The 13,583-nt window shown below is 69.0% G+C and carries 12 protein-coding genes; 6 read left to right on the top strand and 6 right to left on the bottom strand.

Annotated features, from left to right (window positions below; all coding sequences use genetic code 11):
- Window position 1: 1 nt before the first annotated feature.
- Window positions 2–931, top strand: coding sequence for a DNA-3-methyladenine glycosylase 2 family protein (locus BJQ94_RS01740; RefSeq protein WP_265400624.1), 930 nt, complete (start codon window positions 2–4; stop codon window positions 929–931).
- A 114-nt stretch (window positions 932–1,045) separates the two neighbouring features.
- Here BJQ94_RS01740 and BJQ94_RS01735 read toward each other — a convergent pair whose 3' ends face one another.
- Window positions 1,046–2,320 carry an MFS transporter gene (locus BJQ94_RS01735; protein ID WP_265400623.1) on the bottom strand — a complete coding sequence of 425 codons (1,275 nt, stop codon included), beginning with the start codon at window positions 2,318–2,320 and terminating at the stop codon, window positions 1,046–1,048.
- Complete coding sequence (locus tag BJQ94_RS01730; protein ID WP_265400622.1) at window positions 2,317–2,796, bottom strand: MarR family transcriptional regulator; 480 nt, start codon at window positions 2,794–2,796, stop codon at window positions 2,317–2,319. The genes BJQ94_RS01735 and BJQ94_RS01730 overlap by 4 nt, the downstream gene beginning before the upstream one ends.
- Window positions 2,797–3,005: 209 nt before the next feature.
- On the opposite strand from BJQ94_RS01730, the gene BJQ94_RS01725 reads away from it, so the two are divergent.
- A complete protein-coding gene (locus BJQ94_RS01725; RefSeq protein WP_265400621.1) occupies window positions 3,006–3,917 on the top strand; it encodes a DUF559 domain-containing protein in 912 nt (303 codons plus the stop codon).
- Between the two features lie 186 nt (window positions 3,918–4,103).
- On the opposite strand, the gene rplL is transcribed toward BJQ94_RS01725, so the two are convergent.
- Together rplL and rplJ are read right to left on the bottom strand one after the other, a co-directional pair.
- Window positions 4,104–4,487, bottom strand: coding sequence for a 50S ribosomal protein L7/L12 (rplL, locus tag BJQ94_RS01720; protein ID WP_066592329.1), 384 nt, complete (start codon window positions 4,485–4,487; stop codon window positions 4,104–4,106).
- A gap of 51 nt (window positions 4,488–4,538) precedes the next feature.
- Window positions 4,539–5,054, bottom strand: coding sequence for a 50S ribosomal protein L10 (gene rplJ / locus BJQ94_RS01715; RefSeq protein ID WP_265400620.1), 516 nt, complete (start codon window positions 5,052–5,054; stop codon window positions 4,539–4,541).
- Window positions 5,055–5,442: 388 nt separating this feature from the next.
- Here rplJ and BJQ94_RS01710 point away from each other — a divergent pair, with 388 nt between their 5' ends.
- Genes BJQ94_RS01710 through BJQ94_RS01700 form a run of 3 tightly spaced genes read left to right on the top strand, consistent with a single transcriptional unit; the run spans window position 5,443 to window position 9,587 of the window.
- Entirely contained in the window at window positions 5,443–7,155 is a 1,713-nt protein-coding gene (locus BJQ94_RS01710) for an MFS transporter (protein ID WP_265400731.1), read from the top strand.
- A 10-nt stretch (window positions 7,156–7,165) separates the two neighbouring features.
- Window positions 7,166–7,678 carry a MarR family winged helix-turn-helix transcriptional regulator gene (locus tag BJQ94_RS01705; protein WP_265400619.1) on the top strand — a complete coding sequence of 171 codons (513 nt, stop codon included), beginning with the start codon at window positions 7,166–7,168 and terminating at the stop codon, window positions 7,676–7,678.
- Window positions 7,679–7,721: 43 nt separating this feature from the next.
- Entirely contained in the window at window positions 7,722–9,587 is a 1,866-nt protein-coding gene (locus BJQ94_RS01700; RefSeq protein ID WP_265400618.1) for a sugar-binding domain-containing protein, read from the top strand.
- A 33-nt stretch (window positions 9,588–9,620) separates the two neighbouring features.
- Here the strand turns inward: BJQ94_RS01700 and BJQ94_RS01695 are convergent, their stop codons facing one another.
- Both BJQ94_RS01695 and BJQ94_RS01690 read right to left on the bottom strand, forming a co-directional pair.
- Window positions 9,621–11,135 (bottom strand): HAMP domain-containing sensor histidine kinase, encoded by a 1,515-nt coding sequence (locus tag BJQ94_RS01695; RefSeq protein WP_265400617.1) that lies wholly within the window; start codon window positions 11,133–11,135, stop codon window positions 9,621–9,623.
- Window positions 11,135–11,881, bottom strand: a complete 747-nt coding sequence (locus tag BJQ94_RS01690) for a response regulator transcription factor (protein WP_265400616.1) — start codon at window positions 11,879–11,881, stop codon at window positions 11,135–11,137. Before BJQ94_RS01690 ends, BJQ94_RS01695 begins: the two co-directional genes overlap by 1 nt.
- A gap of 203 nt (window positions 11,882–12,084) precedes the next feature.
- On the opposite strand from BJQ94_RS01690, the gene BJQ94_RS01685 reads away from it, so the two are divergent.
- Window positions 12,085–13,581 (top strand): ABC transporter permease, encoded by a 1,497-nt coding sequence (locus BJQ94_RS01685; RefSeq protein WP_265400615.1) that lies wholly within the window; start codon window positions 12,085–12,087, stop codon window positions 13,579–13,581.
- Window positions 13,582–13,583: the final 2 nt, after the last annotated feature.

Genomic DNA, 13,583 nt, shown 5'->3' with positions numbered 1-13,583 from the left:
GATGAATTCCGATCCAGCCGCCGCGGCCCCGACGGCCGCCACGCTGTACGCGCCCCGGCGCCCGGTGACCCTGGCCGCCACCATGGCCCCGCACCGCCGCGGCCTGGGTGACCCCACCTGCCGCACCGATGACGCCGGAATCTGGCGCACGCAGCGAACACCGCTCGGGCCGGCCACCCTGCTGCTCCGCCAGCGCGCGGACGGAGCCGTCGACGCCCGGGCCTGGGGCGAGGGCGCCGAGTGGAGCATCGGCCAGGTGCCGGCGCTGCTCGGCGACGGCGACGACTGGACCGGACTCGACCTCGGCGCGCACCCCGCTCTCGCCGAGGTGCGCCGCCGCGCTCCCGGCGTCTGGCTGGGCAGCTCTGGTCTGGTCTTCGAGGCCCTCATCCCCGCGATCATCGAACAGAAGGTCACCACCCTCGAGGCCCACCGGGCCTGGTACCGGCTCATCCGCAGACATGGCGAGGCTGCCCCCGGGCCGGCGCCGGCGGGCATGATGGTGTCCCCCGGCCCCGAGCGCTGGCGGCTGGTGCCGTCGTGGGAGTGGCATCGGGCCGGAGTCGACCCGCGCCGGTCCCGCACGGCCGTGACGGTGGCGGCCGTCGCCGCCTCGCTCGACCGGCCGGTCGACGTGGTCACGGCCGCGCGGCGGCTGCAGTCGCTGCCCGGGGTGGGTCGCTGGACCGCAGCCGAGGTGACCCAGCGCTCACACGGCGACCCGGATTCGGTGAGTGTGGGAGACTACCACCTGGCCGCCCAGGTGGGCTGGGCGCTCACCGGCTCCCCCGTCGACGACGACGGCATGCTCGAGTTGCTCGAGCCGTTCCTCGGCCACCGTCAGCGAGTGGTGCGGCTCATCCTGGGCAGCGGCTACCGGGCCCCGCGGCGCGGCCCGCGCATGACCATCCAGGACCACCGCTTCCATTGACCACCGCGGCCCGCCCTACGCCCCGCGGCACGCGTTACGCCCGGCGGCACGGGTTGGAACACGTGCCACCGCACCAAACGAGTGCCGCGAGGAACTCGGCGGGCCGAGCACCGGTCAGCTGTCGCCGGCGCCGATCGCTTCGGCCTCTTCGAGGGAGTCCTCGACGGCACCGTCGGCGCGGGCGAGGTGATGGCGGCCGAGCACGATCACGAGCAGCGCCACGAGCACGGAGGCGCCGGCGGCGAAGAACGGTGTCGCCGAGGTGAACTGGTCCGCGAGCAGGGTGGCTGCCGGCGGCGCGATGGCCCCGCCGAGGAATCGAACCCCTGAGTAGGCGGACGAGGCCACGCTGCGCGGCAGGTCGGTGGCCTCCATCACGCTCTCGGTGAGCACGGTGTTGAGCACGCCGAGCAGCAGCCCGCCGACGATGACGCAGGCCACCAAGCCGACGCCTGAGCCGACGAGCACTCCGGCCGCGGCCAGGTCGAGGGCGAGCAGGGGCAGCACAAGCCAGAGCACCCGGCTGCGGCGCATCCGTCGAGTGAGCAGCGGCGCCACCCACACCGAGGTGATGGCCAGCGACAGGCCCCAGCCGAAGAACACCAGGCCCAGGCTCACGGCGCTGCCCAGGCCCAGCGGCACGAGCGCGAACGGCGTGTAGGCCAGCAGCACGAAGAAGCCGATGTTGTAGAACAGGGCGGCGGCGGCCAGGATGCCCAGGCCCGGCCGGGCGAGCGCGCGGAACGGTGCGGAGAGGCGCGTGGGGACCGGCTTGGGCCCCTCGGTCTTGAGGAGCACCACGATGGCGATGAAGCCGACGGCCATGAGCGTGGCACTGCCGAAGAACGGGCCGCGCCAGCTGATGCTGCCGAGCAGTCCGCCCAGCAGTGGGCCGATGGCGATGCCCAGGCCGAGGGCGGCCTCGTAGAGGATGATCGCCGACGACGTGCCGCCCGCTGCGGCGCCCACGATGGTGGCCAGCGCGGTGGAGATGAACAGGGCGTTGCCGAGGCCCCAGCCCGCGCGGAAGCCGATGATCGACTCGACGTCCTGCGACAGGCCGGCGGCGAGGGCGAAGACCACGATCAGGGCCAGACCGATCAGCAGGGTGCGCTTGGCGCCGATCCGGCTGGACAGCCAGCTGGTGAAGAACATCGCGATGCCGGTGATGAGCAGGTAGCTCGTGAAGAGCATCTCGGTCTCGGTCGGCGTCGCGGCGAGGTCCGCGGCGATGGCCGGCAGGATCGGGTCGACCAGGCCGATGCCCATGAACGCGATGACGCAGGCGAAGGCGACGGCCCAGACCGCCTTGGGCTGGTGCAGGATGCTGGTGCCGGCGGGAACGCCGTGCGCGGAAGCGGGTGCGGAGCCCTGGACGGTGCGGCTCATCGGGTCGCCTCCGTGGCGCGGGCGGCCAGGCGCTCTGGCGCATCCTGCCGTTCGGTGGCTTCGACCCGGTCGCGCAGGATCGCGACGGCCCGCTCGAGCGTCTCGACATCAATGGTCGGCAGGTCGGCGAAGTAGGGCAGCAGGGCGGCGGCGAGCTCGGTGCGCCAGGCGATCAGCGCGGTCTCGCCGGCCGGGGTGCTGGCGATGAGGCTGACGCGGGCGTCGTCGGGGTCGCTGGTGCGTGCGATCCAGCCGCGGGCAACGAGGCTGCCGACCAGCTTGGTGGCGGTGGGCTGCGAGACGCGGCTCAGCTCGGCGAGTTCGCCGAGGCGGATCGGACCGGTGGAGAGCAGCACGCTGAGCGTGCGCCACAGGGCGGGCGACTCGGTGCCGCGGGCGGCGCGGGCGGCCACGCGGGTGAGGCGGTGGTTGACGGAGACCAGGTCCCCGAGGATGTCGTGTAGGTCAGAAGCCATCCGTCCACTATATACATAGCCAAGCTATATATCTACCCCGCCCCGCGGCTTGGGTGGCCCATTCTTGCTAGTCACGACGGTTCGCACACTAGCAAAAGTGGGCCACCCACGGGACTTGGATTGCGAACGCCTCGGGATCCCTGCCAGATTTCGGGTCGAGGCTGTGGACAACTCCAACGTGAGGATCACGAATGCGGAACAGTCTCCGCATGAGCGCACGACTCCCCCTTCCGCCCGACCTGCCGACACCGGCCTTCACCGTCGGTCACGCCCAGCGCGCCGGCGTTCCCGGGCACAGGCTGCGCGCTGCAGACCTCAACGCCGAGGTAGCCGGCATCCGATCCTTTCGTCACGATCTGACGCTGCCCGATCGATGCGCCCTCTTCCAACTGCGCCTCGCGCCGGAGAGCTTTTTCAGCCACAGCACCGCCGCACTGCTGCATGGGATGCCGGTGCCCTACGAGAGGGCAACCGATGCACGCGTTCACATCTCATTTCCCTCGCCGCACCGTGCACCACACGCACGCGGCATCGCCGGCCACTCGCTGCAGGTTGAAGCCCACGATCTGATGACGAGCGTGGATGGGCTTCGTCTGACCACGCCTCTGCGCACCTGGTTCGACCTGGCGCACAGTCTCGGCCTACTCGACCTGGTCGCCGCCGGCGACGCGCTCATCCACTGGAGGCGACCGTTGGTGTCAGCCCTCGACCTGGCTGAGGCCCTCAACCGCCCGCTCAACAGACGCGTGCAACGCAAGCTGCGCCACGCGGGCGCTCTACTGAACGACCGGTCGGAGTCTGCTCCGGAGTCGATCCTCAGGGCGCTCCTCGAGCTGGCCGGGCTGCCGGTATCCGGGGTGAATCACGTCGTGACCGACAGATTCGGCGAGTTCGTGGCCCGAACCGATCTGCTCATCGACAGATATCGGATCATTCTGGAATACCAGGGCGATTATCACCGCACGAAGAAGGGCCAGTGGCGGGCCGACATGACGCGTCGCGCCAAGCTCGAGGCTCAGGGCTGGCGGGTGATGGAGCTCAACGCCGACGACTTGAGGAATCCGACTGAGCTCGTGCAACGCATCCGCGCCCTCGCCCAGCTGCCCCGCCTGCACGACTAGAAGTGGCCCGGAATTGCTAGTGCGGGAGGGGTCAGGACTAGCAAGAATGGGCCAGTCACGGGGCGGCGGCGGGAGCGCCGTGGGTTAACTGCGACGGGCGCCGCACCCCGAAGGATGCGACGCCCGTCGCGAGTGAGTCGGCTAAGCCGTTACACCTGTTGTAGAACTGCCCCTTGCGGGGACCGACTACTTGAGGGTGACGGTTGCGCCAGCGGCCTCGAGGGAAGCCTTTGCCTTCTCGGCAGCTTCCTTCGCAACGCCCTCGAGGACGGCCTTCGGCGCGCCATCGACAACGGCCTTGGCCTCGCCGAGGCCCAGGCTGGTGAGCTCGCGCACAACCTTGATGACCTGGATCTTCTTGTCGCCAACGGCGTCGAGGATGACGTCGAACGCGCTCTGCTCTTCGACCTCTTCGGCAGCGGCGGCGGGGCCAGCGGCTCCGGCGACGGCAACGGGGGCGGCCGCGGTGACCTCGAAGGTCTCCTCGAATGCCTTGACGAACTCGGAGAGCTCGATGAGGGTGAGGCCCTTGAACTGCTCAAGCAGCTCTTCAGTGGAAAGCTTTGCCATGATTTTTCTCCTATTAGTTTCTTAGTTACTCACCGCGGTACAGGCAGATGCCTAGTTCGCGGACTCCTGCTTTTCACGCAGCGCCTCGATGGTGCGAACAGCCTTCGAGAGTGGTGCGTTGAACAGATATGCGGCTCCGAACAGCGAGGCCTTGAAGGCGCCGGCAAGCTTGCCGAGCAGAACTTCACGGGACTCGAGGTCGGCGAGCTTGCCTACCTCTGCGGCGGTCAGGGGGTTACCGTCGAAGTAACCGCCCTTGACAACCAGGAGAGGGTTTGCCTTGGTAAAGGCACGCAGCTTCTTCGCCACGGCGACAGGGTCACCGTGTACGAAAGCGATTGCGGACGGGCCAACGAGCTCCTCGTCAAAAGACGTGATGCCGGCGTTGTTGGCCGCAATCTTGGTGAGCGTGTTCTTTACCACGGCGTACGTGGCGTCCTCACTGATGGACGTGCGCAGCTCCTTGAGCTTCGCAACAGTGAGTCCGCGGTACTCGGTGAGCAGAACGGCGGTCGAGCTCTGGAACTTGTCCTGCAGCTCGGCGACCGTTGCTTCCTTGTTCGCCATGGCGCTCCTCTAGATATTCATGTGCCGGTAGCCCGGGGCGCAGACATGAAAAAAGCCCCAGCGCAAGCGCCGGAGCTGAGGCCAGTCGATGACTGGATAACTTCGAACACCTGCGCGGGCCGTTCACGTGAATGAACCTTCGATCGCTTTTCCATATTCTGGGCAGCGACAACCGGCGGTCTTTGGCTGTTCCCCACACTACGGGATGCCCCGGCCCAGCGCAAATCGCCCAGTCCAGGGGTCGAGAGCGGCCAGTTCGAAAAACTAGTTGACAGAAGTCCACTATCTATTTATAGTTGACATCTGTCAATTATGTAGCTGGAGATTCATGTCACGCCCTTCTCGCACCACCACCGCCCCGAACCGGGCCATCACGGCCGACGGTTCCATGACCAAACGCCAAGTGCTCGAGGCCCTGTCCGGCCTGCTGCTGGGCATGTTCGTCTCGATCCTCGCCGGCACCGTCGTGAGCACCTCGCTGCCGATCATCATCTCCGACCTCAAGGGTGACCAGTCCGCGTACACCTGGGTCATCACCGCGACCCTGCTGGCCACCACGGTGTCCACACCCATCTGGGGCAAGTTCGCCGACCTCTTCAACCGCAAGCTGCTCATCCAGCTCGCCCTGGCCGTCTTCGTGATCGGCTCCGCCCTCGCCGGCTTCTCGCAGGACACCGGAACCCTGATCGGCTTCCGTGTTCTGCAAGGCCTCGGCGCCGGTGGCCTCGCCGCGCTCAGCCAGATCATCATGGCCGACATCATCAGCCCGCGTGACCGCGGCCGCTACGCCGGCCTGTTCGGCGCCGTCATGGCCGTCGGCACCGTCGGCGGGCCGCTGCTCGGCGGCGTGGTGACGGATGCGTTCGGCTGGCGCTGGAACTTCTTCATCGCCCTGCCCATCGCCATCATCGCCATCGTCCTCCTGCAGCGCACCCTGCACCTGCCCGCCCGGGTGAAGCGCGCCGTGAAGATCGACTACCTCGGCGCGGCCCTCATCGCCGGCGGCGTCTCGCTGCTGCTGATCTGGGTGACCCTGGCCGGCAACGACTTCGAGTGGGCATCCGTCACCTCGTTCATCATGGTCGCCGTCGCCGCAGCCCTGCTCGTGGCCGCCGTGATCGTGGAATTCAAGGTCGACGAGCCGATCATCCCGCTCTCGCTGTTCAAGAACCGCACCTTCACCCTGGCCACCGTCGCCAGCATCTCGGTGGGTGTGTCGATGTTCGGCACCTCGGTCTTCCTCAGCCAGTACATGCAGCTGGCCCGTGGCGCGACGCCCACCCAGTCGGGCCTTCTCACCATCCCGATGATGGGTGGTCTGCTGATCTCGTCGACCCTGTTCGGAACCGTGATCAGCCGCACCGGCAAGTGGAAGGCCATCATGGTCTCCGGCGCCGTTCTCGTCATCGCCGGCCTCCTGCTGCTGGGCACCCTGCAGTACGACACCAACCTGATCCTCGTCGGCATCTTCATGGCCATTCTCGGCGCCGGACTCGGCATGCTGATGCAGAACCTCGTACTCGTCGTTCAGAACTCGATCGAGGTCACCAACCTCGGCGTGGCCACCAGCGCTGTCACCTTCTTCCGCAGCCTCGGCGGCACCATCGGCGTCTCGGTGCTCGGTTCGGTGCTCGGCACCGTTGTCGCCCAGCACATCAAGGACGGCATCCCCGCGCTCAGCCCGGCCAACCAGGCCGCGGCTGTCGAGACGCTGGGCTCCGGCGTCATCCCCCACGTCAGCAGCCTGCCCGGAGCGATCCGCGTGCTCGTCGAATCTGCCTACGGCAGCGGCGTGGGCACCGTCTTCCTGCTCGGTGTGCCGCTGGCCGTGATCACTCTCGTGATGGTCGCGCTGATGCCCAACGCCTCGCTCGGCACCCAGACCGCGATCGCCCTGGCCAAGGCCAAGGCGAAGCTCGACGGCACCGCAAACGCCAAGGCCGACAGCCAGCGCGAGCTCGAAGACGCCGAGGACATCCTGATCGAGGTGGGCGCGGCATCCGCCGGGCTCGCACCGGTGGGAATGGCCACCCCGACCGGGTCGATCCGTGTGTTGCGTGACGCCGACAACGCGTCGGGAAATGCGAGCACGGGTCGCTAGTGTGATGGTCATGACCGACCACGGCGAGCTTCCCCCGGTCACCGCCGCCGGCGACGTCACCCCCACCGGTGATGTCGCCGCGGCGCTGGCCGAGGTTGAAGAGCAGATGATGGAGCTGGGCGCCCACGTTCGGGCCGCCCTCCGGGACGCAGCCACCCGGATCGACCCGGCGCTGCAGCCCTTCGGCTTCAAGATCCTGCGCACGCTGCGCCGGTGCGGGCCGACCCACGCCAGCGCCCTGGCGGAATCGTTGGATGTGGACCGCAGCGTGATCAGCCGTCAGGCTCGCCTGCTCGAGGAACTGGGCCTGCTGGAACTCGCGGCAGACCCGGCCGATGGCCGGGCCCGGTTTCTCGCGGCGACCCCGCTGGCGATCGAGAAGCTGTCGGCGGTGCCCGGCAGCGACAAGACCTTCATCAGCGCCCGCCTGGCCGGCTGGCCGGAAGCCGACCTCACCCAGTTCGCCCGGTTCCTGTCCCGGCTGAATTCACCGGGCGACGGCGAGCCGACTCCCGCCGCCTAGCCGTCCGTTCCCCGAGGGCACACCTCGCGAGCATGATGGGTGCATGAGCATCAGCGTCGAAGCCGATTCGAGTGGGTTCACCGCCAGCCGTCAGGATGGCAGCTACCCACGTCCGCAGCTCGTGCGCCCGCACTGGCACGAGCTGGCGGGCGCGTGGGGATTCGCGTTCGACGACGCGGGTGTGGGTGAGGCCGCGCGCTGGCACACCGACCCGCGGTTCGAGCGCACCATTCAGGTGCCGTTCCCGTACGAGTCGGCCGCCTCGGGCATCCACGACACCGGCTTCCACCCCACCATCTGGTATTCCCGCCGGTTCGGCGCCGCCGAACTGGCCGCGGCGGGCTTCGATCCCGGCGCACCCCGTGCACAGCGGATGCATCTGCGCTTCGGCGCGGTCGACTACCGGGCCAGGGTCTGGGTCGACGGCAGCTTCCTCGGCGAGCACGAGGGCGGCCAGACCCCGTTCTCGTTCGACATCACCGACGTGCTCGACCCGGCCGTGGCCGAGCACACCGTGGTCGTGCGCGCCGAAGACGACCCACTGGACGCCGCCCAACCGCGCGGTAAGCAGGACTGGCGGCTGGAGCCGCACTCCATCTGGTACCACCGCACCAGCGGCATCTGGCAGCCGGTCTGGCTGGAGGCCACCGGCGAGACCGCCGTGACACTGCTGCACTGGACGCCAGACCTCGTCGCAGGGACGGTGACGCTGCGGGTCGACCTGAACCGCCGCCCTCCCGCCGGCAGCACCCTCTCCTACGCTCTCAGTTTCGAGGGCTCACCGGTGGCGGAGGTCAGCCACCCGGTCTCGGACACCACCTCCACCACCACCATCAGCCTGCCGGCGCAGTCGAACGGCCAGGCCGCCGAGGAGCTGCTGTGGACGCCGGAGACCCCGCGCCTGCTCGACGCCACGGTGACGCTGACGACGGCGGATGGTGTTGTGGATCTGGTGCAGTCCTACCTCGGGCTCCGTTCCGCCGCGATCGGCGGGGGCCGGTTCCTGCTCAACGACCGGCCGTACTATGTGCGCGCGGTGCTGCAACAGGGCTACTGGCCGGCCTCGCACCTGGCCAGCCCCTCCCCCGCGGCGCTCCGCCGCGATGTGGAGCTCATCAAGGAGCTGGGCTTCAACGCCGCGCGGATCCACCAGAAGATCGAGGATCCCCGCTTTCTGTACTGGGCCGACCGCCTGGGGCTGCTGGTCTGGGGCGAGGCGCCCGGCGCGTTCGAGTTCAGCGCCACGGCCATGCGGCGCACCACCTCGGAGTGGACGGCCGTGCTCGAGCGCGACCTCTCGCATCCGTCGATCGTGACCTGGGTGCCGGTGAACGAAAGCTGGGGAGTGCCGCACCTGGCGCACGACCCGGCCCAGGCGGCCTTCGTGCGCGCGCTGGTGCAGCTGACCCGGGCCATCGACCCTTCGCGCCCCGTGATATCGAACGACGGCTGGGAGCACGTCGACTCCGACATCGTGACGATCCACGACTATGACGCGGATGCCCGCACGCTCGGCGGGCGCTACCTGGATGACGCTGCGATGGCCCGCCTGCTCTCCGGCACCGGGCCGGCCGGGCGACGCCTGCTCCTTCCCGGCCAGGAACTCCCCGGCCGGGACGGTACCGGCCGGCCGGTGATGCTCTCCGAGTTCGGCGGCATCTCCTTCCCGCGGGAGGATGCCGACGCCGGCTCCTGGGGGTACTCCAGCGCCAGCTCCACCGAGGACTTCCTCGCACGGCTGTCCGCCCTGGTGACCGCCGTCAACGGGAGCACCGTGCTGGCGGGTTTCTGTTACACCCAGCTGACCGACACCCTGCAGGAAACCAACGGGCTGCTCGATGAAGACCGCACGGCCAAGGCGCCGATGGAGCGCCTTCGCGCGATCATCGGTGGAGTGCGCCCGGACTGAGCCGCCGTGGAGCCGAGCCGCCGGCCCTCTTCGTCAGGCCAGGGGCAACGCCACCCGGAAGCAGGTGCGCCCCGGCCGGCTGTCCACGGTGACCTCGCCGTGGTGGGCCTGGGCCACGGCCTGCACGATGGCGAGGCCGAGGCCGGTGCTACCGCCGGTGCCGCGGAACCTGGAGCTGTCGCCGCGGGCGAACCTCTCGAAGAGGGTCGCGCGCAGGTTCTCCGGGATCCCGGGGCCGTTGTCGGTCACGGTCACCACGGCGCGGTCACCCTCGGTGACCAGGGCCACCTCGACCCTCGTGCCGGGGTCGGTGTGCACTCGTGCGTTGGCCAGCAGATTGGCGAAGACCTGGTGCAGACGCGGTCCGTCACCGGCCGCCAGCACGGGCTCCTCCGGCAGGTCGAGGTCCCAGGTGTGGTCACGCCCGGCCGCATGCGCGTCGCTGACCACATCGACGAGCAACATGGTGAGGTCGACGGGCTCGTGCTCCAGCTCGCGGCCCTCGTCGAGCCGGGCGAGCAGCAGCAGGTCTTCCACCAGCCCCGTCATCCGCACAGACTCCGATTCGATGCGGCCGATGGCGTGGATGGTGTCCGGCGGCAGTTCCTGGCCGCTGCGGCGGGTGAGCTCGGAGTAGCCGCGGATGGAGGCGAGGGGCGTGCGCAACTCGTGGCTGGCATCCGCCACGAACTGGCGCACCTTGTTCTCACTGGCCTGGCGGGTCTCGAGCGCGAGGTCGACGTGATCGAGCATGCGGTTGAGCGCAGACCCCACCCGGCCCACCTCGGTGCGCGGGTCGGTGTCGGCGGCAGGCACGCGATCCACCAGGAGCACCTCGCCGCGATCCAGCGGCAATTCGGACACTCGGGTGGCCGTTTCGGTGACACGTTGCAGCGGCCGGAGGGCCAGGCGCACGATGGCGGTGGCCAGGAAGGCCACGAGCACGATGCCGGCCAGCGACACGATGCCGATGGTCACGGCCAGCTGCGCGGCCGTTTGCGTGACGCTGGCGGTGGGCAGGCCGACGAGGTAGAGCTCACCGGTCTTGGCCGTGGCGGCGAGCACGCGGTACTCGCCGACGTCACCGCCGAGGTTGACGGTGAACGGGGCCGAGGTGCTGTTGTTCTGCACGGCGGACTCGAGTTCGGTGAGCAGCTGGGTGATCTGGTCGTTGGTGAGACTGACGACGGTTCCGCTCTCGTCGGTGTAGCCGGCCGTGACAGTGCTGCCGTCGTAGATCAGCGCGAGGGTGCCGGACGGTTGGCCGGGACCGTTGAGCACATCGCTGGCTGTGGGGGTCGTGATCACGAAGCCGCCAGGACGGCCGTCCATTGCCGTTTGGGAGCGCTGGGCAGCATTGCCCAGTTGGTTGTCGAGGCCGTCCATCAGGTTGGCGCTGAGGATGGCGACACTCACCACGCCGATCACGAGGCTCACCAGGGCGAGCATCGCGACCACGGCCACCACCAGGCGCCTGCGGAGGGTCCACGGTGCCCGGCCGCTTCGGGTCGGGATGATCGGGGCCGCCTCCCGGATGCGCCGTTTCATTACGCGATCTTCAGCATGTATCCGGCGCCGCGCACCGTGTGGATCATGGGGTCGCGGCCGGCGTCGACCTTCTTGCGCAGGTAGGAGATGTAGATCTCGACGACGGAGGACTTGCCGCCGAAGTCGTAGCTCCACACCCGGTCGAGGATCTGGGCCTTGCTGAGCACTCGGCGCGGGTTGCGCATCAGGAAGCGCAGCAGTTCGAACTCGGTCGCGGTCAGTTCGATCTGCTCGCCCGCGCGGAACACCTCGTAGCTGTCCTCGTCGAGCGTGAGGTCGCCCACGGTAATTCGCGGGTCGGTGGAATCCGAGACGGCCATCGTGGAGCGGCGGATGAGTCCACGCAGCCTCGCGACGACCTCCTCCAGGCTGAAGGGTTTGGTGACGTAGTCGTCGCCGCCCGCGGTGAGGCCGGCGATTCGGTCGTCGAGCGAGTCCTTGGCGGTGAGGAAGAGCACCGGCGTCTCGTAGCCATCCGCCCGCACCCGCTGCAGCACCTGCAGGCCGTCGATGTCGGGCAGCATGATGTCGAGCACGATGGCGTCCGGCCGGAACTCGCGCGCCAGGGTGAGCGCCTGCCGGCCCTCGCCGGCCGTGCGCACCTCCCAGCCCTCGTATCGCAGGGCCATCGAGAGCAGATCGGTCAGGGTGGGTTCGTCGTCGACGACGAGCACCCGGATAGGGGAACCGTCGGCCTTGTGAAGGCGGGGTCCGTGGGCCGACTGCTCGTTCGCTCGTGTGGTCATGCATTCAGTATCCGGGTGCTTTCTATGAATCGCCTATACGTCGCCCACGGCGACCCTGTGAAAGCCGGGTGGGCCGGCCGGGCGGAATCGACCGGGGATTCCCTGGGCAGATTCATAGGTTGGCCATAGTCGCTGCATAAACGGGCTCTCTAGGTTCGAACGCGTAGAGGCGGGATCCTCCCTGCCACCGGACTGGAGAATCGATGTTTGTCACCTATTTGCGACGAGAACTGGCGGGTCGCCGCAAGCAGACCGCCATCGTCGCCATCGGCATGGCACTCGCCATCGCCCTGGTCATTATCGTGAACGCCGTGTCGAGCGGCGTTCAGCTCGCCCAGTCGACGGTGCTGGCCTCCGTCTACGGCGTCGGCACAGACATCACCGTGAGCGAGACCCCGGTCGCGCCCACCGAGGGCGAGGCCGGCGCCGGCGGCCCGCAGAACTTCGACTTCGGCGCTGACGACGGCGCCACCACAGACGGCACCACCACCGTCAGCCAGGCCCGCCTCTCCGTGGACCGCAGCACCACCTCCTTCGACGCGGCCGCGCTCGACACCGTGAGCGGCATCGACAACGTCACAGCGGCCGCCGCCACCCTGTCGCTGAGCAACACCACCTTCAACGGCGCACTGCCCGAGCGCTCCACCGACGGCACCGGCACCGCACCGACCGGCGGCGACGCCGCGGCCGGCGGCACCCCGCCCAGCGGCGGACCGGATGGCGCCGGCGGCAGCTCCTTCAGCGTCGACTCCTTCACCGTGCTCGGCCTCGACCCGGCCGATGACGCCGTCGGCCCGCTCTCCGCCGTGACCCTCACCGACGGTCGCAGCCTCGAGAGCACGGATGCCGGCACCAACGTGGCCGTTCTCGACGCCAGCTACGCCACCACGGCAGAGCTCGTCGTGGGCGACACCGTCGCCATCGCCGGCACCGACTTCACCGTCGTCGGCCTGGTCACCGCCTCCTCCGCGGATGCCGCCACCGCCTCCAACGTGTACATCCCGCTTGACGTCGCCCAGACCCTGTCCGGCCTCACCGACCAGGTCACCGACATCTACGTGCAGGCCGCCTCGTCCACCGACATCGACCAGATCCAGGCCGACGTCCAGACCGCCCTGCCGGACTCGACAGTGAAAACCCAGGCCGACCTGGCGTCTAGCGTCTCCGGTTCGCTCTCCAGCGCCTCCGACCTGGTCAAGAACCTCGGCCTGTGGCTGTCCCTGATCGTGCTGGCCGCCGCGTTCCTGATCGCCATCCTGTTCACCATCTCCGGCGTCACCAGACGCACCCGCGAGTTCGGCACCCTCAAGGCGATCGGCTGGTCGAACGGCCGGATCGTGCGCCAGGTGGCCGGCGAATCCCTGGTGCAGGGCCTCATCGGCGGAGTCGTCGGCATCGCTGTCGGCCTGATCGGCATTCTCGTGATCAACCTCGTCGCGCCCACCCTCACCGCCGGCGCTGCTACGACGGATGCCGCGGCGGGCTTCGGCCCCGGCGCAGGAGGCGGCGCCCCCGGCGGCTTCGGGCAGGCGGCCGTGGAGGCCGCCACCTCCGACATCGTGCTGCAGGTTCCGGTGACCCTGTCGGTCATCCTCATCGCCGTCGGCCTGGCCGTGCTCGGCGGCCTGCTGGCCGGCGCCATCGGCGGTTGGCGTGCCTCGCGGCTGAGCCCGTCCGAAGCGCTCCGCAGCATCGCGTGACC

The sequence above is a fragment of the Cryobacterium sp. SO2 genome (assembly GCF_026151165.2).
Classification (GTDB): domain Bacteria; phylum Actinomycetota; class Actinomycetes; order Actinomycetales; family Microbacteriaceae; genus Cryobacterium.
This window is presented reverse-complemented; position numbering and strand designations above follow the sequence as displayed.

Excerpts from the sequence above, each read along its gene's own strand:
- BJQ94_RS01735 (WP_265400623.1), bottom strand. The coding sequence starts at position 2,320 with ATGAGCCGCACCGTCCAGGGCTCCGCACCCGCTTCCGCGCACGGCGTT.
- BJQ94_RS01695 (WP_265400617.1), bottom strand. The coding sequence starts at position 11,135 with ATGAAACGGCGCATCCGGGAGGCGGCCCCGATCATCCCGACCCGAAGC.
- BJQ94_RS01685 (WP_265400615.1), top strand. The coding sequence starts at position 12,085 with ATGTTTGTCACCTATTTGCGACGAGAACTGGCGGGTCGCCGCAAGCAG.
- BJQ94_RS01700 (WP_265400618.1), top strand. The coding sequence starts at position 7,722 with ATGAGCATCAGCGTCGAAGCCGATTCGAGTGGGTTCACCGCCAGCCGT.
- BJQ94_RS01730 (WP_265400622.1), bottom strand. The coding sequence starts at position 2,796 with ATGGCTTCTGACCTACACGACATCCTCGGGGACCTGGTCTCCGTCAAC.
- rplL (WP_066592329.1), bottom strand. The coding sequence starts at position 4,487 with ATGGCAAAGCTTTCCACTGAAGAGCTGCTTGAGCAGTTCAAGGGCCTC.
- BJQ94_RS01725 (WP_265400621.1), top strand. The coding sequence starts at position 3,006 with ATGAGCGCACGACTCCCCCTTCCGCCCGACCTGCCGACACCGGCCTTC.
- BJQ94_RS01690 (WP_265400616.1), bottom strand. The coding sequence starts at position 11,881 with ATGACCACACGAGCGAACGAGCAGTCGGCCCACGGACCCCGCCTTCAC.
- rplJ (WP_265400620.1), bottom strand. The coding sequence starts at position 5,054 with ATGGCGAACAAGGAAGCAACGGTCGCCGAGCTGCAGGACAAGTTCCAG.
- BJQ94_RS01705 (WP_265400619.1), top strand. The coding sequence starts at position 7,166 with ATGACCGACCACGGCGAGCTTCCCCCGGTCACCGCCGCCGGCGACGTC.
- BJQ94_RS01710 (WP_265400731.1), top strand. The coding sequence starts at position 5,443 with ATGACCAAACGCCAAGTGCTCGAGGCCCTGTCCGGCCTGCTGCTGGGC.
- BJQ94_RS01740 (WP_265400624.1), top strand. The coding sequence starts at position 2 with ATGAATTCCGATCCAGCCGCCGCGGCCCCGACGGCCGCCACGCTGTAC.